We start from the raw sequence: 20,040 nt of genomic DNA on the forward strand, positions 1-20,040 counted from the left end.
AAAATTACCATGTCCATGGGCCGCGTGGTTTGAGATATTGCATCGTGGTGCGGATCACGCCGCCCGTGAAGTTTCCACCGTTGGCAGTCAAGCGAATGGCCGTGTTGGCGTAGTACGCCAGAGGGCTGGTGATACCGATATTGGTGGAATCAAGCGCAATGCCGATCAGGTTGCCGTATCGCGTGGTATCGCCAACCACCCCAATGCCAAAGGATGTCGCGCCTGTGATTGCTGTAATCACGCGCACGTTGACCGCCAGCACAATAGCGCGGTCGGGAATCTGAATCGTGGTATCCTTGAATGCGCCCGTGTTGACCGTCACATCCTCGGTTTTATGTTCCACACGCAGATATTCACCGGTTTCTTTGAGCAGCAAACCTTGTGGCACCCAGTTTGTGCCATCGAACATCACATATTCGTCGGTGGTTTCATTCCAGAGCTTCAGCCGCTTGAATGGGGCAACAAAAAACCAGCCACCACCATCCACCGCTTGAGCAATCTGGCTTGCTTTGCCTGCCCATGCGCCTGTGGGGGATGAACCCACCACCCAGCATTGCCCGACTGTGGGGCTACCAGGTGGCGTGTTCAAACCCACATCCTGCACGACCGCCTGAATCAGCACGTCGAGAATATTGAGTGCATCATTATGTGTCACTTCCTTCTGGCTTTGCGATTGCAGAATATAAGGCAGCAGTAATCGTCCGGTGTTGTTGGGCATCGGATGGTCCCCTGGTTGAAGGGGCCATTGGTAAGTTTTCAGATGCGTTCGTGGGGCGTTACGCTCAGTTTTGGGACGGCCACGCCGGCGTCGGGCGGGGGGGGCGCCCGCAGGGGGGAGGGCCGCCCCGCGCGGGGGGCCGGCCCCCGCCGCGCCCGCCCGCACCCCCCGCCGGCCGGGCGCGCCCCCCCCCGTCCAAGCCCCCGCCCCCCCGGGGCGGCCCCCCGCGCCCCACCGCGCCCCCCCCCCCACCCCACATAACCCGGTCCCCGCCCTCCCCACCCCCCTGCCCCCCCCCAGCCCCCCCCCCCGGCCCGCCCCCCAAAGTCCCTCCAGGAAGACACCCACCAAAGAGAACCCTCTGACAAAAAAAGACGATACCCGTGAGAAAGCGGGTCCCGGGCGCCGGCCGGACCCGGACGCGGCCGGCGGGCCGGGCGGGGGCCCGGCGCGGCGGGGGAGGCCGCGCGAGGGCGGGGAAAGGGGCGGCGGGGGGGCCCCGCAGCGGGCGGGCCCCGCGAGAAGGCCGGGAGGCGCCATGGCTATGCCTGCATTGCCACGCCCGACTGCTGCTGAAAGCTGATAGACTTTCACGCTGACACTGCTTTGCGCCGATCCGAAATCGGTCACCTGCTGCGCGGCGGTGTAGATGGTTATGGGCGAAGTCAGACCAGTAATCGTGCGTTTGAGCGTTACACCCTGCATGATTTCCACCTCGTAGCGTTCCGACTCCTCGGAAAGCGGAATGTCCACCGCGTCCCGCCAATCCCCACCGATCCGTGTGCGACGCTTCCAGCCGATGGTCAGATCGCTAGCCACATTTCGGCTGCCTACGATATGCACTGGCGCGTATGGCTTGAGCGCCTTGCGGCATAGGTAAAATCCTGCGCAGTTGTCGCCCCTAGCGTGGAGCCGATGGTAACAGGTTTGTACTTTTTGCTGATGCTCCATCCTGATGATGCCACCAGCTCTCGCGCCAGGGCGTTGGTGAGCAGAATAAAACGCTCACCCGCCACATGGCCAGAAACTGCCCATTCCGTGCCAAGCCTGCCGCGCAGAAGCCGCGATAGACGGTACTGGTTGTCGCCGATGAGAGTTGCCGTTTGAAATTGCAGCACCTCATCGCCAATGACGCAGACATTCGCACCATTCAGCACCGCAATCTCGGTCACGCTCTGCAGCTCGCCAAAGGTGAGCAATACATCAACGCTGCCCGTGACATCCCATGTGTAGGCCGTGCCAGCAGGTAGAATGGTTAAGGCGGCACCAATCGTTGCCTGCGCGGTTAAGGATTGCATCAGAGCATAGTTGGCACCGCCATCGTCGGAGCGGTAGACTGCCGATCCCGTCCATTCACCACCAAGCCCAACTACTCCATAGCGCAGATATGCATCCGTTACCGCATCAGTCGGGAATGCTGGCAGATCAAGTAGATCCAGTCGCGTGGCGGAAACCGTTGTGGGCGGCTGAATCGCGGGTGCACCACTACCTGCAGGATTGTAAAAGTCGTAACTGCTGACATCTTCCGCGACCGCTGCCAGCTCCTGCACACCGTTTCGCACCAGCTTGGATGCCGTCACACGCATGAGATAGGCTGCACCATCCTTGGTGATGGTAATAACATCGGTCGGCTCCAGCAGCGCATATTTCGGAGGCACGGTCAGCTGATACTGCACACGCCCAACCCATGCATTGTAGAGGGTCACATCCGCCACCACCTTGGCTTCCTGATCGGACAGTACGATGGGTAGGTTCACCGTCACATAATCCACGGCTTTGACTGTTTGCCGCTGCGAGGACTGCGTTCCTGCCTGATAATCTGCCGTGCGGTTCAGGTAAATCACATCTACCTGACGCGGCAGCTCCAGCTCCTGCGTGCGGGTGATGGCAAGTGTATCGTTGGCATCGTCCTGTGCCACCAGTTCGGTGAAATCCAGCGTGACATTCGATACTTTGCCGCGCTTGATAAATTTCAGCAGCCCATCGGATTCCACGCAGTCAAAGAAATACGCTGCCGCCAGCTGCTCCAAACATCCGCGCACCGTCTGGCGGTTATTGATGATGTAGCCACTGACGATATCGGTCAGGCGCGTAACATCATACATAGTGCTGTCATAGCCAACGCGCTTCAGCAAATCGGCGACGATCTGCCCGAGATTAGAGAGTCCCAGCTTTCCTTGAATCCAGTGGCCTGTTTTCCAGTTACCGCCATCCGACCAGACGCCGAGCAGATCTGGCCAGAATGGAAATGGCCGCGCATCCCATGTCCAGATGAATTTGCGCGGGATAAAGTTGGCTTCCAGCGCATTTTCGTCATCAAGGTAATCAATGGAGGCGTCGAGCGCGGTGCGCTGTGCCAGAAAGTCCACCCGCGCACGCGAGCCACGGGGATAAAAACTCTCCACCGAATCAGGATCAACGAACACGTTCGGCTGGTTGGCACAGCAATCCACAGAAGGAAAGCCAAGCTCAGAGAACCACACGGGCTTCATTTTGGCAGCCCATGCCGTGCCGCTGGCATCGGGGTTAGTATGGGTGGAATTCCACCAGTGCTTGACGTTTTTCCATGCGTAAGTGGGCGAACCGCCATAGCTGGTGAAGCCTGTGCGGTTCACCGAATCAGCATAGTAATAATCCCAGCCTTCGTCCTGCGTCCAGCCGTCATAAACCTTTTGGTAATCAATCTGTGTTTGCGGCAGGTCGGGTGTGAGTGGGAAATAGCAGTCAATCGCCACCACATCGATGTTACTATCCGACCAGAGCGGATCGAGGTGATACCAGCCGTTCGAGGAATGATATTCGCTCCAGTCACCGCCATACATCACCTTCACGCCCGAACCCACGGCTGATTTCACGCTGGCGGCAAGACTCTTTAGCTGGGCAACGGCAGGAAATACGCCTGCGCTGCTCATATAGGTGGTGAGTCCCACCAATTCCGAACCGATCATGAAAGCGTCGATGGTGTTTTTCAGCAGCACGCCGCCGACATTCAAATTGGCGTAATGATTAATAAAAGCGTTGTAGCCGTTGCTGCGCGTGAAGAAATTATTGGCATCTGTTGCGGTGGTGGGGGTGATGCGCCCACGCCACGGCTTGCTTTGCGGCGTGATCGTATCCACTTGCAGCATCGGGTAAAACAGCACCTTGTAGCCTCGCGCCTTCAATTCCTGACACAGGCGCACGATGCTTTTGTCGGTGGGCGTACCGCCGTAAGTGGGCGATCCGTCCGGGAATTCGAGGATGGGGTGGCCAGTGTTGCGCGTAAACCCAGCCACCACCCAATCATCGGGGGCAACACGCGCGCCCTGACTGTCGAACTCGACACCGGGCTTGATGATGCATACGGTGGGATCAACTGAATCCGCAAACCAGTTTAGGATAACTGAAACATATTCGACATTCGGCAGCGTTGCTTTCAAATTATCCAACGCGACCAGGCTATCCGCTTTATTGCTGAGATTATTCAGGTTCAGCTTGTTGATCTTACCGCCCTGTACGAAATTGCCCGCCACATCCTGCTGGCCGAACGTCTTTTCCTGCACCACCGTGTCATAGACATATTCGCCCGCGCCAGGAATTAGGGCTATCTCTTTGATTTTATCTTCAAGATCGAAGGGTTTTTTCAGCGTGCGGCGTACCTCAAAGGTAAAGTTGGGGATACGGTTACCATAATCGGCTAGGGGGAAATCCTTAATCACCACATAGGCCATTCCCCGGTATGCTGGCGTTTGCCCCGCAGGGTGGAAAGACGAGATGAAAGTATCAGGCAGCTGGGTTTCATTGCCAAGATAAAGGCTATAGCTGCCCTGCGTGAGATCGAGCGGCTTGGAATCCGCCCATACCCGTACCACCTCAGTGATCGGCCCCTCGCAAATGGCAATCGCCATGCTGACACTGTAGCTATAGGTCGTGGTGGTGGTCTCCACGCTGCCACCACCGCCACCACCTTTGCCGCCGCCAGAGGATTGCGTACTGGTGGTTACGGTTTCCTTGATCGGGCGCGACCAGATGACGTTGCCGGCAATGCGGCTGTTGCCATAAATGATGGGTATGGCTTTCCCGTAGGTGGAAAACTGCACCATCAGGTCAGTGAGACGCGAGCCCTCCTGATTGATGCGGGTTTTGCCGCCACCGAAGATTGCGCGGTCAACAAACCCACCGAGAAAGCCGCCAGCACCACCCGCAACAGCAGCGAAGAACGTCCCTGCGCCCAGCGATGTGGCGGCAGAACTGGCCGCTGCTGCTAGGACGATTGATGCCATCGGAATACCTTCACAAGCCTGTTTTTCCAGTCATCATCCAGACGATGCTCCACCACGCGCCGCGCCTGTGCATAGCAATGGATCATGCCGAGCGCATTTTCATAGTCCGTCAGAATGGCAAGATGCTGGGGGTTGCCCGCCATATTGAACAAAGCCAGATCACCTGCCTGAGCGTTCTCTATCGGCACTTCATCCAGCAATGCGGCAATTTTCTGCGTGAGATACGCACCGTCCGGCTCTTTGGAATAAGTGATTTCGTCATAGGCCGCGAGTGGCTGACCATGCTTGTCCTTCCAGTCCAATTCATCCACCACGCCGATGATTAAGCCCAAGCAGTCACAGCCGACACGCTTCAGGCGGGCCTGATGATGAAACGGCGTGCCAAGCCATGTGCGGGCTTGCACGACAATGTCATTTTCTAAGATCATGAGTGTTGTAGATCGTTAGCGGTTGCAGCGGTAGCGAGCACCTTGTCCATCCCCGGAACATGCGGCTCACCACGAAAATTCACAGCATTGGCGAATTTGGTAAAGCAGGTATTGAAGGTTTTATCACACCCAGCGATGGCATTAAATGTGTCCCCGACTGCCACCGAATTGGGCATGGGCAATACAAGCGTAAATTGCTTGTTGGAGAATTCCTTAATCTCCATCTGCCGCCCAGCATTTGCACCCGTAAGCCATACCATTTCACCACCAGAGAAATAGCCCGCCGCCTGTGTCATGGCGTTGCTGATAAAAACCTGACGACTGGTCACGGTATTGATGGCACCACTCGCCGTATAGCTTGCCAGATTGATCTTGCAGCGCGTATCGCCGAACACAGCGCGGCAGGTGGGGCTGTAAAGCTCGCCGATATTCTGCTGGAATTTCTGAGCCAGACCACGCACTTCGGCCACAAACTGGCCGTTTTTAACACTCACTTCGCCCAGCCAGCCACGGCGATGGGTGATGATGCCTTGTGCGAGATCGGTGACATTCACCATGAATATCTCGATTTCGGCGAAATCATATTTGCCCGCCATGATGTCGGCCTCGGTAATCGCAGCCGAATCGAGAATGCCTGCAACATCGAGATTATCAACGGAGAATCTATCCTTGGTTTCAATACTGGTGGGGGAAAATCCCGTCGCGGCCTTATAAAGCTGGCTGCTGATGGTGAGGTCGGAGGTGTGATCGGTAAAACCCATCACCGTGCCTCCCACCAGCGTGAGCTTCCAGCAGATGGCAAGACTGGTGACTTCGCCTGCCAGATGTGCCGTGAGGTTGGAAGATGCGGTTCTCATGCGCGAATCTCCACGATGGGGATTGCATCCCACACAAAAATACCCGGCCCATCGGCACGCACCGCCAGCGCATCGGTATCGAAGCGCACCGGCACATCGAAATCAAAATCGGTACTGACATTCACACCACCGGCCGGTGCAGCGCTGAAAGTGACAATACCTGTTGCATGATCGACGCTGAAGCCAGAGGATTGCAGGATGGAATTGAGGTAAATCTTTACCGTGCCGGAAACGGGTTTCTTGATTTCGCGGCTGTAACTGTAGCCGCCGCTACTGTATAATTTGAGCAGTTGGAATGTGGTTTGCGATCCATTGCCTGTCCCAAGATTCTGCGCCACGGCCTGATAATCCGACCAGTCCTTGAAGCGGAATCCATAGGCTTTACCAAACCGCGCACGGAAGAACGCCTGCAGCGCCTCCATGTCGGCTTTGTTTTTGAGACCTGTTGACACATCCCAGCGGCCACGGGCTTTTTGCCAGTTAATATTACGCTGCTCAAACCCCGCAAATGTCGTGGTGACGCTGGTGTTAAACTCCGGCCCACCTGTGGCCCCATAAGCGATTTTAGGCGGAAACTGGACTTCATGAAAAGCGGGCATCAGTTGTTCCTCGTGCGAAAGCGCTGCATCTGGCCTGCCAGCTTGCTCATGATCTGGCCCTGGCTATCCATAAAACTCTGTGCGTTCGGGGTGGTGATGTTGAAGGTAATGTTGCTGCCGCCAGATTTTATATTCTTTGGCAGCACGGTTTCACCACGCTGCAGAATGGCCGGGAATTCGTCGGGCATCAGGCCGCTATGCAGGCGCGGCGCACCCGCAAAGGCATAGGCAGGAACAGCGCGGCGCATCGGGCTTCCTTCACCCACCGTGCCGCCGCCATGAAACAGGCTGCCGAAAATATCATCGAAGAACCCGCCAAGAAATCCACCACCGCTACTGCCACTGCCGCCTTTCAGTAGATCGCTGAGACCACCCGCGATAGGGCCGGTGATGTTCTCGCGGATGAACATGCGCAGAATATCCTGCTGCAGTGATTGCAGCAGATCGCCGATCTTTCCGACTGAGATTTCCCCGCTGCTCACCATGTCCACCAGCGTATCTTCGACTTTACGGGCAGCACTGCCGAACAATTCCTCAGCATTTTTGGCGGCATTGGTGGCTTCGTCGGCATAACGCCTCAGCGCACGCGTGGCACCATCTCCCCATTTGTCACTATCGAGCAGCGACTTATCGTAAATCTCCTTCAGCCGGACAGCGTATATCTGCTCGATCTGCTCTAGGTAGCGCTGATTTGCTTCCGTGGCACCACCAAGATCATCGATCAGCTTATCCCGCCACTGATCCAGCGCCTCTTTAGCGACATCATAGCCCGTGCTGGTATCTAAAATGGCTTCGGTGATCTGCTCAATCGCCTTAACGCGGCTTTCCTCGGCGTCTTTTGCCTGTTTTTCTGCCTCCTGCAGGTCATAGAGCGAGCCTGCCAGATCGGCCACGCGGTTACGATATTCTCTGGTGGCATTGGCGTTGAGCTTATCGGTCTCGGCCTTGATAAAACGCCCGCGCGGATCGGCAGTGCCTTCCAGCTCTAGCCGTTTTTCCAGCGTGGCGATGACTTTTTTATTGGCCTCCGCCAATTGCAGGGCGGGACGTGCCGCTTCTTCATCGAGCTTTGTCAGTTTGGCGCGGGTGGTAGCATCGACCGCTTCGAGTGCGCTGCGGGCGGAATCGGAGTTGCGATTATCCTTGAATAATCCGTCGATCCGCTTTTTGGCATCAGTGGCTTCTTCAAGGATGCGGTCACGTTCGTTCTGCGTGCTTTCTTTCAGTTTTTTCTGGTATTCCCGCTCGATGCCGAGCAAGGTCTCGTTGCGGCGCTCGGCAGCGGCACGATCAGCGGCAGCACGCGCTTCCCGGCGCTCTTTGTCCGCCTGTAATTCTTCCGCTGCAATACCTTCGTTAATACGGCGCAGCTCTTCTTTCTTCGCATCGAGCGCGGGTGCGCTGCCCAGCACAGCGCGATCCAGCCGAGTGCCGAAGCTGTTTTCCAGCTCGGAGATTTCTTTTTCCAACTGCGATTTGCGGTTGGCAGGTGTGGGATCAAGTGCTTCCTGCAGCCCACGCACCACGCGGGTAAGTGCGCTGAGGCTCGATTGTGCGGCTGCCGATTCACCGACCGTGCGCCCGAACGACTCCATGAGATCGTCCCATGCATCGCCGAGCGAATCCGCTGCACCTGTGAGTCCTTTGGCTTGCGCTTCTGCCAGCCCACGGGTTTTGCCTTCCAGATGCTCCAGTATTACCGCCTGCGCGGAAGCGACATCGCCTTGTTTAATAAAATTCTCGATCACCTCTTTCTGTGCAGGCGATAGGTCTGAGAATTTCCGTGCCAGCCGCCCAAGGCCTTCTTCGGGATTTTCCAGCGATTTCCCCAGCATGTCGGCGGCGGATGGCACATCGGTGCCAAGCCGCACGGCGAGATCAGTGGAAAGTGCAAGCGCGCGGGTGAATACATCGCCCGCCACATTCTGGAATGAAGTCAGGGCCGCCGCCGCGTTTTGTATTTCCTCCTTCTTGAATAAAGTGTTGGCCTCGATGGCTTCGCCGAGCGCGGTGATTTCACGGGCAGTCACACCCGCTGCCTGATCGGTGGCTTTCAGTGCGGCATTCAGCCATTGAGTGCCTGTTCAGCCTCCTTGAATTCGGCGATTCCCTTAGCCGTGGCGAGCGCCAGACCGCCCAGCACGGCGGCGGTGGCAAGGCCGATCGGCCCAAGTCGACCCAGCACACTGCCAACCGACCCTGCGCCACCGGCAAGGCTTTCCATGCCAAGGCGCACTTCCTGGCTCACCGCATTAACGGCAACCAGCGAACGGGATGCGGGTTGCGTCGCGTCCTTAATCTTCTTTAACGCACGCTCGCCAGTATCGCCGGTGAGTGTCAGCTCACGCCGCGCTTTATCACCCTCGATCACCGCCAGTCGGATCGATACATTTCTCGTGGTTGCTGTCGCCATTATTTTTTAACGCTTGGTGAAGGCCATGTTCGGCATGGTGAAAAAGAAGCAGTAAGGGCGTGGTGTCGTAACCAATCGCAGCGCCAATAACCGATAAGGCTTCGATATCGAAGCCAAGCACGAGACCGCCAGCACCCACGCGCAGCTGGTTGGCACCGCGCAGGATCACATCCCACACCGCATGACCTTCCTCGGTGATCGCCTGATGCTCAATATAGGGGCAGCGTTCGCCGTTCAGGGTGCTGGCTTCGCCTCGGCTGCAGGGGAGATTTTCTTCCGCGCACGACCTGCAGTAGCGCGGCCCGTCGCCGAAGTGCCATTTACAACGGGCCGCAAGCCGTTTCCCTCTGCCTCCAGCAGATCTAACTGGCGCATGTATTTTTTGCCGAACTCCTGATTCACGAACCAGATGTCCATTAAGTCCGTGATATTCGCAGGGGTCAACTCGGCCAGCTCCTCGCCTCCCGGCTTCATCACATTTTCCCACGCGATGATGGCATGGGTGGCCAGTGCCGTAATGAGCGCGGTTTCTGATAGCGCATGACGCACCCGATCATTTTCCAGATCGGGCAGATCACTTGCATCCGCCCCTGCATCCAGGCGCGCTTTGCGTTCGGCTTGCAGGGCGAGCATGGCGCGCACCGCATCTGACTGCGCCATATGCATAAGCGCGGAGGTGAGCGGTTTTACCTTCACGCGCGCATCCGCTTGCAGGGCTATCCAGAACGGTTCTTTTTTAAGGTCGAGTTTCAACATAATGGCTCCTTATGGGTAGCTGGTGACATCGTTTTTAAGCACGGCAGTGACGGATTTTCCGAGCGCATCGTCATAGACCGCCTGCCAGTTGAAGCTGGTCTGCACGCCGCCAGGGCCAGAGATGGGGATGCGCGGGCGCGGCAGATACACCTCGTGGAATGTCCATGTGAGGCTGAAGTTATTGCCGTCCAGCCCCGCCAGACGGTAAGCCAGCTCTAGTTCGATGGCGGTGTTGTTGATGGCATCATCCACCAGCGTGGTATCGGCAAAGCGCACTTCGATACTGCCCGTGGTGGTGATCGTGGTGGGGTCAACCCCATCGATCAGCCCATCATTACGGATGGTCGGCACACCCTGCATGCCGTTGCTGTAGGTAAATTGCGCGCCCGTCACATTGCCCAGTGCTGCACCGTTGCGTTTGACCGAACCGTTAAACTGGCTGAAGGGCTTGTAGATACGGCTTGTCGGTGTGCCGCCTTGCGATGCTACAAAACGCGTCTCTCCCTGCGCCAGAATATTAAGCGTGGCATTCGCCGCACCGGAGCGTTGGAAATTCAGTGCCATCGAATTGAGCATGCAGCCCGTATGCACGAAATAAGCAGGCACATTCACATGGCCGATCTCAGCGGCGAATGATGGTAGTGCCGCTGCGCCACTGACGAACGTGTGGGTAAAGCCGCCGCCTGATAGCGTGGCACCGCTTGCCCACCATTGGGGTTGCCAGAGGCGAGCGTGAAACTGTTGCCCACCGCACTGAGCGTATCATGCACAATGTTAAGTTTCGTGCCAGCACCGTTGGAATAAGTTGCGGGCGTGATGCTCGCATTCACCGAAGCATTGAGATCGGTTGCCAGTTGCGTAAGCGTAGCATTCAGGTTTGCACCGATATTGGTCTGTGTACCCGTCGCGCCCGATACCACGAATGTCCACACCACACCGTTAATGGTGATGGTATGACTCGCGCTCGGATTGGCGGTAAAGGTAATATCACCTGTCGCGGCGACACCGGCCGAGGTAGGGTTTCCCATCAGCAGCTGTAGCCAGCGACCGAAATCGCGTGCTTCCACCGGCACTACAAAATTACCTTCATCGTTAATTACATCACGAAACGGCGCGCGTGGCTCACGTCCCTGACCGAGCAATTCGGAGGACAGCAGGTTCTGCTCTGCGCCGATATCGGACGAAACAAATGCAAATTTCTCCCAGTTGCCGGGTGGTTTTACCCCGTAACTAGCTTCTTTAAGCGCAAGCAGTGTCGCTGCCGAACCATAGGATCGAGCCATATTAGTCTCCTTGTTGGGTTAAAAAATTAACGAAGCGGACTGGTGGTATTAAACCGCATCAGCACATTGACGGTGGCGGTACGGATGGCGGGTGCGCCTTCAACCGCTTCCTGCAAAAACTCTGGTGCCTGCGCTTCCATCCATTCGGCGAGGCCGTTCATGCTGCGGTTATTGTCGATCAGGTTGCCGATGATCATCAGCAGATCATCGAGACTGGTCTGCTGGCTTTGCGCGTAGGCATTGTCGATCATGATTTCGAGCGTGGCGACCTGCTCGTAAATATAGGTGAGCGGTGAGAGCAACACTTCGGGATCGCCGCTTTCGCCATCACGCAGAACGATGATCGCGCCGTCCGCTGGCACCTTCATCAGCTTATCAGGGTTACGCAACACCTTGATCCGGCTGCTTTCCAGCGTTTTAAGCTCGGCAAAGAATGCTGCTATGATCTGCTCTCTAACGCTCGGCATCGTTTGTCTCCGTAAAATTCTGCAAAATGAGTTGGGGGAGTTTGTCGCGCCAGCGCTGCATTGCCCCATCGACATCCAGCCGTTTCTTGAGCATCACCTGCGGCAGCAGAATGAACATCACCACCGTGGCAAGGCCACGCCCTGTTTTAAGGGCACTCTCCGAGGCTTTGCGGTAGCCACCGCGTTTGCCCGTGCCAGCGCGCAGATTATCCACTACCAACAGAGACGGTGCGCCCTTGCGATACACAAAACGCAATCGTCCCAGCGAATGTTCAGGAAAATTATCCGGGTTAATGCGTTTTCCGCCGACCCCTCGCTTGGGAGCGGCGGCGGTGGGGATGGCAAGAAACATGCCTTTGTCGCTTTTAATAACGGCTCCTTCGCTGAAGGCGCGAATGATCAGCGGAGCTTTGCTGTAGACCAGCCCCGCAGTGCCAAGCGAAAAGCCACTGGCAGGATAGCGTTTGAACCGCCAGGTGCGCGCCATTTTTTCACCAAGGCCAGCCCGTAACACCTGCGATTTAAGTTCATCCCTGAGACCCGTTGCGGCTTCCGTAACACCCAGCGTCACAGCTTTTTCAGCGGCGGCGGCTTCCTGCTTCATGATCTTTTGCAGATCGCCACGGATTGCCGCTTCCAGCCTCATCGCTTTACTGCCTCCACCGTCCAGATCAGACGATGTATGTCGCGCCTCGGTTCACCGATGATGCGATACTCTTCACCCTGATAAATCACCACATCATCGGCCTTCGGATCTGCTACTTCGTTGATCCGCAGATCGAACAGCGTGACTTCGCTGCTGATGTCGCTCTGTCTAAGGCCAATGATTTCGTCAGGGCGCTTGGGAATAAGGGTGACGGCACGGTTCATGCCGATGCGTGGCTGGAATGTTGCCGCCACCCCCAGTTTGGCAAAGAGCGAATCGACGGAGCGGGAAAACGCCGTCATGGTTGTTTTCCGCCATCGACGGGTGGTTTGCTGTTACCTCCTTCTGCAGGTGGTTTGCTACCCTGCGGCTCTTTTGTTTCCTTCTCCGCAGATTTATCCGATTTTCCAACCCTCACGGCGATACCGCGTGCGATAAGGTCTTTGGCTTCATCGTCATCGATATCGACCGGCGCACCAGGAGGCACTTCCTCCGTTTTTCCGGCTTTACCAACAACAAGTGTCGTGTGTGATGTGATTTTCATGAGTGTCCTCCATTAATTGACGGTTGCACAGAAGCAGGCATTCGGGCGATACGGCACGACAAGTGGTGCCGACTGCAAAAGCAGCCAACGCACTGCAGGGTCTTCTTCCAGCCATGATTTACTGAAATAACGCTGTGCGCGGTATGCCGCTTTTTCGTCCTGAATCACGCCGTAGCAGCGTGTTCCTTCCACATTGACGGGGCTGCCCACAATCACCGTGTTGGTGGGAAGCATCGGTACGGTGTTGCCCAGATCATCGGTATAGACATCGTTGTAAATCCAGATGTCAAAATCACCGATGGTGCCGATGAAACGCGCCTTCTCATTACCTTGGCCACGCACTAGCGGATCTACCTGGAAAGCCGAATTGGTGCCACGGTAGATGGTGAGCAACGCTTTCACATCGTCGCTGTTTCGGAACAGTCGCCATGCGGCAGGGTCCATGATCACCGTTTTGGCTGCTGCGCCAGACTTGGTTTGCACAAGGCTTGCCCAATCCTCCAGATTATCCAGAGGCTTGATTCCAGCCTGACCCCAGCGGTTTACGCCCGTGAGTGTCACTGTGAGTGCCGCATCGCGCTGAAAATTCACCACCACGGTCGGGTAGTTATCTCCAGAAACGGTCACTTGTCCCAGCCTCAGTGCTTCAGAAGCCATCACTTCCTCTCGGCGTGTGAGATTTTCCAGCTGGTTGGTCAGCGAGCGATTCAGTGCCGCATCCCGTCGCTGTTGGGGCGTGAGCGTGCCACCGATTCTTTCTCCGATAGTGCGTTTGAGGGGAGCGCTGGGGTCAAAGCGGCGCTTATCCTTGGCATAGGCTGGCTTGAAACTTTTGGTTTCATAGCCCGAATCAGCGACGACTTTACCCGCAACCAGCGGTGACACAAACGGCGTGAGGCGCGGTTTCGATTTATCGATATCGAAGAAAATTTCTTCGGTATCGGCGGTTTGCACCTGCCCGAAAAATGTATCGAGCAGGAATGAGGCTGGACGGTCGAGATATTCGACGGTCTTGTTCAGCACTTGCGTAGAAAAAATATCGACAGGCATGGTTAAGCTCCTTGGTTTTTGGTTAAGAAGATGGATTTATTCCGCAGGCCAAGTGAGATGGAGGCTGCGGTGTGGCCAGCGCCAAGCGTCAGAGCGAGTTCATTGAACTCACCCGACAGGTAAACAATCGCTTCCTTGTCTCCTCCAGAGGCATCGGTATCTTCTCCGAGAATAGCCTCCGGCGTTTGCGATCCATCCACCGCCGCTGAGGCGCTGAGGATATATTTTCCGCTGGCGGTGATGCGCCCCAATACCGCTCCACGTAAAAGATTGGCTGGGGTTGCGATGGTTACCTTGCGTGCAACGCGTGGAAACTCACCGGCGATTAGATTGTCAGGGGTATAAGTGCCCTGATTGGTAAAGCCTGATACTGGCATAGCGTTATCTCCTTTGGGTTCTAGGGTTGGGTTATCAATGGATTGCAGGTCATAAGGGGTTGGTTCATGAAGCCGCAGCGAGGCGTTTAGCCACGCTGTCGATGGAGTCTTCCTCGGCTTCGGCACTTGCTGGAGTGATTTTCGGATTGCCGAGATCGCGCATGGCCGCATCGAAGCCGTTGGTTTTTGGTTCGGGTTGAATTTTTGGTGCCTTAGCGAGCATTGCGACCGCGCTATCCGCTGCCATATCGGTGGCAAAGGATAGGTGCTGGGCGAGATCGCCACGATCCTTGGCTTCCTCGGATGCAAGGATGGTCTGGATGCGTGATCGTTCAGATGCCCTCGCATCGCTTTGCACTTGCGCGAGCAATTCAGGATGTTCTTGGGCGAGTGTTTCTAAATTCATGGCGGTCTCCTTCTGTTGAGTGGTTGCGGGTAATAAAAAACCCCGCTGGAGGGCGGGGTTTGAACTGGCGGAAAATTCCGCGATCAGTTTTTCGAGAGAGCCAATGCGGTCGGCAAGACCAGCATTCACGGCGTGCGCGCCGATCAAGATGTCGCCGCCACCGAACTGCTCTAACACTTGCGTAGCTTCAATGCCGCGATTGCGCGCGAGGGTGTTCACAAATACTTCCGCCATCGCGTCGATGCGCGTCTGTAGCTTGGCACGGCCTTCATCACTTTCGGGGTTGAGGCGCTTAAACGGGCTTTGTGAAGAGACAATTTCGATGGTGGTGGGCGCATTTTTATCGGGTTTGGCACCGCGATACACCGCCACTACGCCGATAGAGCCGAGGCCGGAGGTTTCGGAGGCGACTACCTGATCGGCAGCGCTGGCAATCCAGTACGCACCCGACGCAGCATCACCGGAGGCATAAGCGATGATCGGTTTTTTGCCGCGTGCCGCAAAAATCATATTGGCCAGTTCCGAGCAGCCATTTACCTCACCACCAGGAGAGTCAATATTAAGAATGATGGCATTGATGTCGGGGTTTTCGATGGCGGCGGTAAAATCCTGCGCCAGTATTTCATAGGAGGTGGCACCGCTGATGGCTGTGAACAAATTGGCGTAGCGAAAGAGCGGGCCGGTGACGGGAATGACCGCCACACCATCACGTTCGGTCACGGTATGGGTGTTTTGCAATTCTTTTCCCAGCCGCGCCGCCACCGCTTCGGGTTTTTCATTTTCGCGCTCGGCGATTTCTAAAATCGTCTGCAAGGCTGATTCCGTGATTGCCCACGGTTCACTGGTCGCTTTGTTCCATGCTCGCATTGTCATCCTCCTGATTATTGCTGTTGTCATTTCCACTATCTTTGCCTTGGCCTGGGAGCGATTTAACCGCAATGCTGGGGGTCAAATCACCCAACCCAAGCTCCTGCATCTTGGCTTTTTCGCGCGCACGCTGCTCCAGCACTTCTTCCCAATCAAGCCCCTGCATAGCGCATTCATCTTCGAGGGTGGAAAGACCAGCCTCCATGCGGATTTGTGAGGCTTGCGCTTCTTTGACCGGGTCAACCCAGCCGCGACCGGGACCAATCCATTTGCAGCGCGACCATGCGGCACGGTTGATGTAAAAATCTGGCGCCTCGATCTTGCTGCTATTAATCGCTTCTTCCAGCCACAGCTCATACACGGGCTTCGCCCAATAGGTGGCGAGCCACTGCCTGCGGCCTGAGAAAAACCGCCATGCTTCGAGCAATGCGGCGCGGGCACTCGAATAATTTGTCTTTGAAAAATCCTTCATTAGAAGTTCGAAGGGCAGATTGAGGCCTGTCCCAATATGACGTAGGATATTCTCGACAAACGCACCGTAAGCAGAATTCGGGCGGCTCGGCGTAAACGGCGACAGCTTGTCACCAGGGAATGTGGTGATGATGGAGCCTCCCGCGAGCTTGGCCTTCCATTCTTTGCGCTTTGTGTCGTAATCCTCGTAACTGCCACCAAACATTTCAACCACGGTTTCTGCATCGAGCGGCGTTTCGATAAAGGCCGCGATCATGGCGTTTACTACCGCCGCTTGCAGCTCCGAACGTTCATAATGATCGAGCATTTTAAACATCGGCATGACAGAGGTGAGTGCGGGCTTGCCACGGTTCTGGCCACTGCGCTCCTTATCATGGATATGCAGCACACGCCTGCGACCGAACGGGGTGCGCGAGGGAACGCGCTGCCATTCATCTGCTGAAGATGCAAACGGCATAAACACATCGCCAGGATGGGTTTTTCGAATATGGTACGCCAGCGGCGCGCCGTAATCATCGATCTCAATTCCTGCGCGGAGTGTTTTATCGTCTGGCTTGCCGCCCGGATTACTCAGGCGATCCGGTTCCACCAGCTGAATCGTGGTCGCAAATGCACCACCACGTTCTGGCAGCCAGAGCGGTAAGGCCAATGCCTCGCCATTGATAAAACCGGAGCGGAACACCTGCGTAGTCAGCCCCGCAAAATTGAGTGACAAAGCCGCATCGCACTCAAACCCTTCCGCCCATCCGCGCCAGAGGGATTCAACATCACGCGCCCAATCATCCGCCCATTCTTTGGTATTTCCAAGTGCGCGGTAATCAGGCAAGGCCACCAGCCTGAGTCCCGTGCCGACAACATTATCCACCATCGTCTGTGCCGCGCCCGCTGCCACGCCGTGGTTACGGATGAGATCACGCGAACGACCCACCAGCGTGGGTAATTCACCCAGCAGATCACCATCCGCCGAGCCGTTACCAGGCAGCCAGCTGGAGAGTTCGCGCGCAGTTAGCGATGCGGCACGATGTGAAGTATCACTCATCGAATACCACCTTGATCACGCCACGACGCGCGGTACCGCTTAAGCGGGCGATCTGGCTTTTGAGTTTTTCGATATATTGTTCGAGCTTTTCGGCATTGGCCTGCGCGTAGGTAGTGGAGCCATAATTTCCTATCGACACGCTCACTTCTTTCGCGCCCATCATCAGCTGGTGCTGTGCTTCTTCCGCTTCTGCAAGGCGGGTTTGCAACGTGGTAAGATCGGTCATAGTGAATCCTCATAGATACGGATCATCCGCCGCCATAGTGGTGCGCTGGCTAATGGCTGCCGTGCGCGTCGGTGCAGTTGTTTCAGCAGTTTGCTGCGGCGATGGCGCGTAAGTATCCGCATAAGGAACGTTACGCTGCTTACCGAGCGACACTTCCATCTGCTGCCATTGCCGCTCGGAAAAACGGTCGAGACCGTAAAGGCTTGCCGCCGTGCGTGCATAGACGCGGCAATCGAGTGCCTCGTTATTGCGCGTCGGGTCTTTTTCCCAGCTGGCACGGGGGAAGCCTTTGTGCAATTTGATCACACGCTTTTCCGCCGTCAGCTGCTTAAAATATTCCTCGGCATATTCTGGGAAGTGGCATGTTCCGGGCGGGAACGGTTCATCTTCCTTGGTCGGACGGTCAAGTTTCAGCCAGCGATACAGCTCCATCTTGGCAACCGGCCCGCTGACATTCCAGACGCGAAGCCCACGCCGTTTGCTGCCGACATCGGCTTTCGACACGCTCAAAATCAGTGCGGTTTCACTATCGCGGCCTTTCACCGCGACCACCGTGCGCGGGGACGATGCGCGCGCACCCGCACCACCCCAGCTCGCTTGCGGGTGAGTTTTTACCCAGCCATACACATCCTGCGTCGCGTAACCGCTATCCACCGCCAGCACGCGGATGGGCAATGTGCCACCACCTGCATGGTGCCAATCGCGCCTGAGCAATGCTTCGAGCTTTTCCCACACTTCCGGCATGGCGGTATCGCCCATGAGGACATGGTAATCGACCGACCAGCTTTCTTTATGGCGGCCCCATGCCACCACTTCGCATTCGATGCGGTCTTTCTGCACGTCCGCGCCAGCGGTAAGAAATAATCCACCATTTGGCACCACGCCCATTGGGTATGGTTCACGGCGTTCATAGAGCCGTTTCCATTCGGGAGCTTCGTATTCTTCTTCATACGGCTCGCCCAGCACCGTATTGACAAACCCCTTCATCAGCTCAGGATTCGCCTGTGCGTTTTCGAACATCTCCGCCGCATCACCCCACGAAAACCAACCCACTGGGCTGTAAAGCGAAGAGAGATGGTAGCCAATCGTGCGGCCATCCGTTTCAGCAGTGGCAACCCAGCGTCCACGCGCCAGCATCTGCGTTTTATGATGCTCATCGATCAACGCGCCGCATTCCTCGCAGGCATATTGCGCCTCTTGTGGTTTGCCCTCATGCCAGCGCAGCTGCGTGAATCGCAATGGCTGGAAATGATCGCAATGCGGACACGGCACATGGAAATACCGCTGGTCGCTGCCGTCGAATTCACGCTGGATGCGCGAGATACCCTTGGTGGTGGGCGTACTCACCAGAAAAATCTTCCGCCGCTTCTGGAAGGTGGCGGAGCGGCGTTCGGCAAGCAGGATTGGATCGCCTTCGCCCTCCACATCGCCCGGATACCCATCGACCTCATCCATAAACAAATACCGCGCTGGCATGGAACGGAGTCCCACCGCCGAGTTGGCACCCGTCATCACCAGAATGCCTCCGCGAAATTCCTTGCTCAGGATGGTGTTGCCTGAATCACGCGCGCGGGCGGGCTTCACCAATTCGCGCAGCTCCGGCGTTTCATCGATCTGCGGATCGATACGCTGCTTCGAGTTACGTTTCGCCAACTCCACCGTCGGTGCCACCGCCATCATCGGCCCTGGTGCCATATGGATGACATAGCCGATCCAGTTATTGCCGCATTCTGTGCCGCCGATCTGCGCGCCTTTCATGAAAATGATCCGCTGCACCGGCGAGTGCGGCGAGAGATTATCCATGATCTGCTTCAGATAAGGCGTGCGGCTGGTACGCCACCGCCCTGGCTCGGCGGCGGATTTAGAAGACAACATCCGATAGCGATCCGCCCACTCGGAAACGGCGAGGAACGATTCTGGCGTTAATCCACTGCGCCACTGGTTCTCTACCGCATCCGCACCTTCGTAAAATTCAGTCGACGCCTGCGCGGAATTCGGCAAGCTCTGAGAGATGCTGTCTGACATAGGTTTCCAGCGTCACATGCGTGGTGTGTGGATCAGCACCCAGCTCCGCTGCCATTTGCGCGGAGACGCGTGCAGGCCAGTTAAGCCATGCATCGCGTTCCTGCCGTCCCAGCTTGAATACATGCGCCATAACTTTCGCCCTGTCGATTAACTCGCCTTTAAGTTTTTGCAGCCGCACACGATTGGTTTGCGCCTTCAATACTTCATTCGCAGTGCGTGCCTGCATGTAAGTGGTGCCACCATTTGCGGGTGCGCCATTTTCTTTGAGCGTATCGCGCACCGCATCGAGCGCCGCATCCGGCACCGGCTTCACCGTTTGCGATCCACGTTGCTGGGCGACATCGGTGTTAATTTTCCAGAGCGCATCGGCTTTATCCGCACCGATGCTGCCGTCCGCCTCCAGCCGTATGCGTCCTGATTTTATCGCCTTTCTTACCGCCGCATCGCTGACCCCGCGATGGCGACCATAGGCACGAATTGACATGCCCATATCAGCCCCCAAAACCCCATAAAACTGCCATGTCCAAGACACACCTCCAGTCAAGCCAAATAGACGTTTAATATATTGATAAATAATGCGAATTATTGCTTTTTCTGGTTGATTAA

22 protein-coding genes are annotated in these 20,040 nt (G+C 56.4%); all 22 read right to left on the reverse strand.

Translation table 11 applies throughout. The annotated features are described in order from the left end of the window. Positions 1–4: 4 nt before the first annotated feature. The gene (locus IPP74_10835) at positions 5–718 is read right to left on the reverse strand and encodes a DUF2793 domain-containing protein (GenBank protein MBL0319765.1); all 714 of its coding nucleotides are present in this window, start codon (positions 716–718) and stop codon (positions 5–7) included. 830 nt (positions 719–1,548) lie between these two features. Continuing rightward, the gene (locus tag IPP74_10840; GenBank protein MBL0319766.1) at positions 1,549–4,980 is read right to left on the reverse strand and encodes a glycoside hydrolase TIM-barrel-like domain-containing protein; all 3,432 of its coding nucleotides are present in this window, start codon (positions 4,978–4,980) and stop codon (positions 1,549–1,551) included. Continuing rightward, positions 4,962–5,408 (reverse strand): peptidase P60, encoded by a 447-nt coding sequence (locus tag IPP74_10845; GenBank protein MBL0319767.1) that lies wholly within the window; start codon positions 5,406–5,408, stop codon positions 4,962–4,964. Before IPP74_10845 ends, IPP74_10840 begins: the two co-directional genes overlap by 19 nt. After that, on the reverse strand, positions 5,405–6,265 hold the full coding sequence (locus IPP74_10850) for a DUF2163 domain-containing protein (GenBank protein MBL0319768.1): 861 nt from the start codon (positions 6,263–6,265) through the stop codon (positions 5,405–5,407). Before IPP74_10850 ends, IPP74_10845 begins: the two co-directional genes overlap by 4 nt. After that, positions 6,262–6,864 (reverse strand): DUF2460 domain-containing protein, encoded by a 603-nt coding sequence (locus tag IPP74_10855; GenBank protein MBL0319769.1) that lies wholly within the window; start codon positions 6,862–6,864, stop codon positions 6,262–6,264. Before IPP74_10855 ends, IPP74_10850 begins: the two co-directional genes overlap by 4 nt. Continuing rightward, the gene (locus tag IPP74_10860) at positions 6,864–8,894 is read right to left on the reverse strand and encodes a hypothetical protein (GenBank protein MBL0319770.1); all 2,031 of its coding nucleotides are present in this window, start codon (positions 8,892–8,894) and stop codon (positions 6,864–6,866) included. Before IPP74_10860 ends, IPP74_10855 begins: the two co-directional genes overlap by 1 nt. A 35-nt stretch (positions 8,895–8,929) precedes the next feature. Further along, positions 8,930–9,235: a hypothetical protein gene (locus IPP74_10865; protein ID MBL0319771.1), complete on the reverse strand. Its 306-nt coding sequence runs from the start codon at positions 9,233–9,235 to the stop codon at positions 8,930–8,932. Beyond that, positions 9,222–9,455 carry a hypothetical protein gene (locus IPP74_10870; protein ID MBL0319772.1) on the reverse strand — a complete coding sequence of 78 codons (234 nt, stop codon included), beginning with the start codon at positions 9,453–9,455 and terminating at the stop codon, positions 9,222–9,224. Before IPP74_10870 ends, IPP74_10865 begins: the two co-directional genes overlap by 14 nt. 56 nt (positions 9,456–9,511) lie before the next feature. After that, on the reverse strand, positions 9,512–10,033 hold the full coding sequence (locus tag IPP74_10875) for a hypothetical protein (GenBank protein MBL0319773.1): 522 nt from the start codon (positions 10,031–10,033) through the stop codon (positions 9,512–9,514). Between the two features lie 9 nt (positions 10,034–10,042). Continuing rightward, on the reverse strand, positions 10,043–10,645 hold the full coding sequence (locus IPP74_10880) for a hypothetical protein (GenBank protein ID MBL0319774.1): 603 nt from the start codon (positions 10,643–10,645) through the stop codon (positions 10,043–10,045). Beyond that, positions 10,642–11,316: a hypothetical protein gene (locus tag IPP74_10885; protein ID MBL0319775.1), complete on the reverse strand. Its 675-nt coding sequence runs from the start codon at positions 11,314–11,316 to the stop codon at positions 10,642–10,644. The genes IPP74_10880 and IPP74_10885 overlap by 4 nt, the downstream gene beginning before the upstream one ends. A 26-nt stretch (positions 11,317–11,342) precedes the next feature. Continuing rightward, entirely contained in the window at positions 11,343–11,783 is a 441-nt protein-coding gene (locus tag IPP74_10890) for an acyl-CoA transferase (GenBank protein MBL0319776.1), read from the reverse strand. After that, on the reverse strand, positions 11,770–12,429 hold the full coding sequence (locus IPP74_10895; GenBank protein MBL0319777.1) for a hypothetical protein: 660 nt from the start codon (positions 12,427–12,429) through the stop codon (positions 11,770–11,772). Before IPP74_10895 ends, IPP74_10890 begins: the two co-directional genes overlap by 14 nt. Then, positions 12,426–12,731 (reverse strand): hypothetical protein, encoded by a 306-nt coding sequence (locus IPP74_10900; GenBank protein ID MBL0319778.1) that lies wholly within the window; start codon positions 12,729–12,731, stop codon positions 12,426–12,428. Before IPP74_10900 ends, IPP74_10895 begins: the two co-directional genes overlap by 4 nt. Further along, on the reverse strand, positions 12,728–12,973 hold the full coding sequence (locus IPP74_10905) for a hypothetical protein (protein ID MBL0319779.1): 246 nt from the start codon (positions 12,971–12,973) through the stop codon (positions 12,728–12,730). The genes IPP74_10900 and IPP74_10905 overlap by 4 nt, the downstream gene beginning before the upstream one ends. 12 nt (positions 12,974–12,985) lie before the next feature. Continuing rightward, complete coding sequence (locus IPP74_10910) at positions 12,986–14,023, reverse strand: major capsid protein (protein ID MBL0319780.1); 1,038 nt, start codon at positions 14,021–14,023, stop codon at positions 12,986–12,988. Positions 14,024–14,025: 2 nt separating this feature from the next. Then, positions 14,026–14,400: a head decoration protein gene (locus IPP74_10915; GenBank protein ID MBL0319781.1), complete on the reverse strand. Its 375-nt coding sequence runs from the start codon at positions 14,398–14,400 to the stop codon at positions 14,026–14,028. A gap of 64 nt (positions 14,401–14,464) precedes the next feature. Further along, positions 14,465–15,673 carry a S49 family peptidase gene (locus IPP74_10920; GenBank protein ID MBL0319782.1) on the reverse strand — a complete coding sequence of 403 codons (1,209 nt, stop codon included), beginning with the start codon at positions 15,671–15,673 and terminating at the stop codon, positions 14,465–14,467. Then, on the reverse strand, positions 15,645–17,183 hold the full coding sequence (locus tag IPP74_10925; protein MBL0319783.1) for a phage portal protein: 1,539 nt from the start codon (positions 17,181–17,183) through the stop codon (positions 15,645–15,647). Before IPP74_10925 ends, IPP74_10920 begins: the two co-directional genes overlap by 29 nt. After that, a complete protein-coding gene (locus IPP74_10930; GenBank protein MBL0319784.1) occupies positions 17,176–17,409 on the reverse strand; it encodes a hypothetical protein in 234 nt (77 codons plus the stop codon). Before IPP74_10930 ends, IPP74_10925 begins: the two co-directional genes overlap by 8 nt. 9 nt (positions 17,410–17,418) lie before the next feature. After that, a complete protein-coding gene (locus tag IPP74_10935; GenBank protein MBL0319785.1) occupies positions 17,419–19,434 on the reverse strand; it encodes a phage terminase large subunit family protein in 2,016 nt (671 codons plus the stop codon). Next, complete coding sequence (locus IPP74_10940) at positions 19,382–19,924, reverse strand: elements of external origin (protein ID MBL0319786.1); 543 nt, start codon at positions 19,922–19,924, stop codon at positions 19,382–19,384. The genes IPP74_10935 and IPP74_10940 overlap by 53 nt, the downstream gene beginning before the upstream one ends. Between the last annotated feature and the right edge of the window lie 116 nt (positions 19,925–20,040).

Source organism: Alphaproteobacteria bacterium (assembly GCA_016722515.1).
Taxonomy (GTDB): Bacteria; Pseudomonadota; Alphaproteobacteria; order Rickettsiales; family JADKJE01; genus JADKJE01.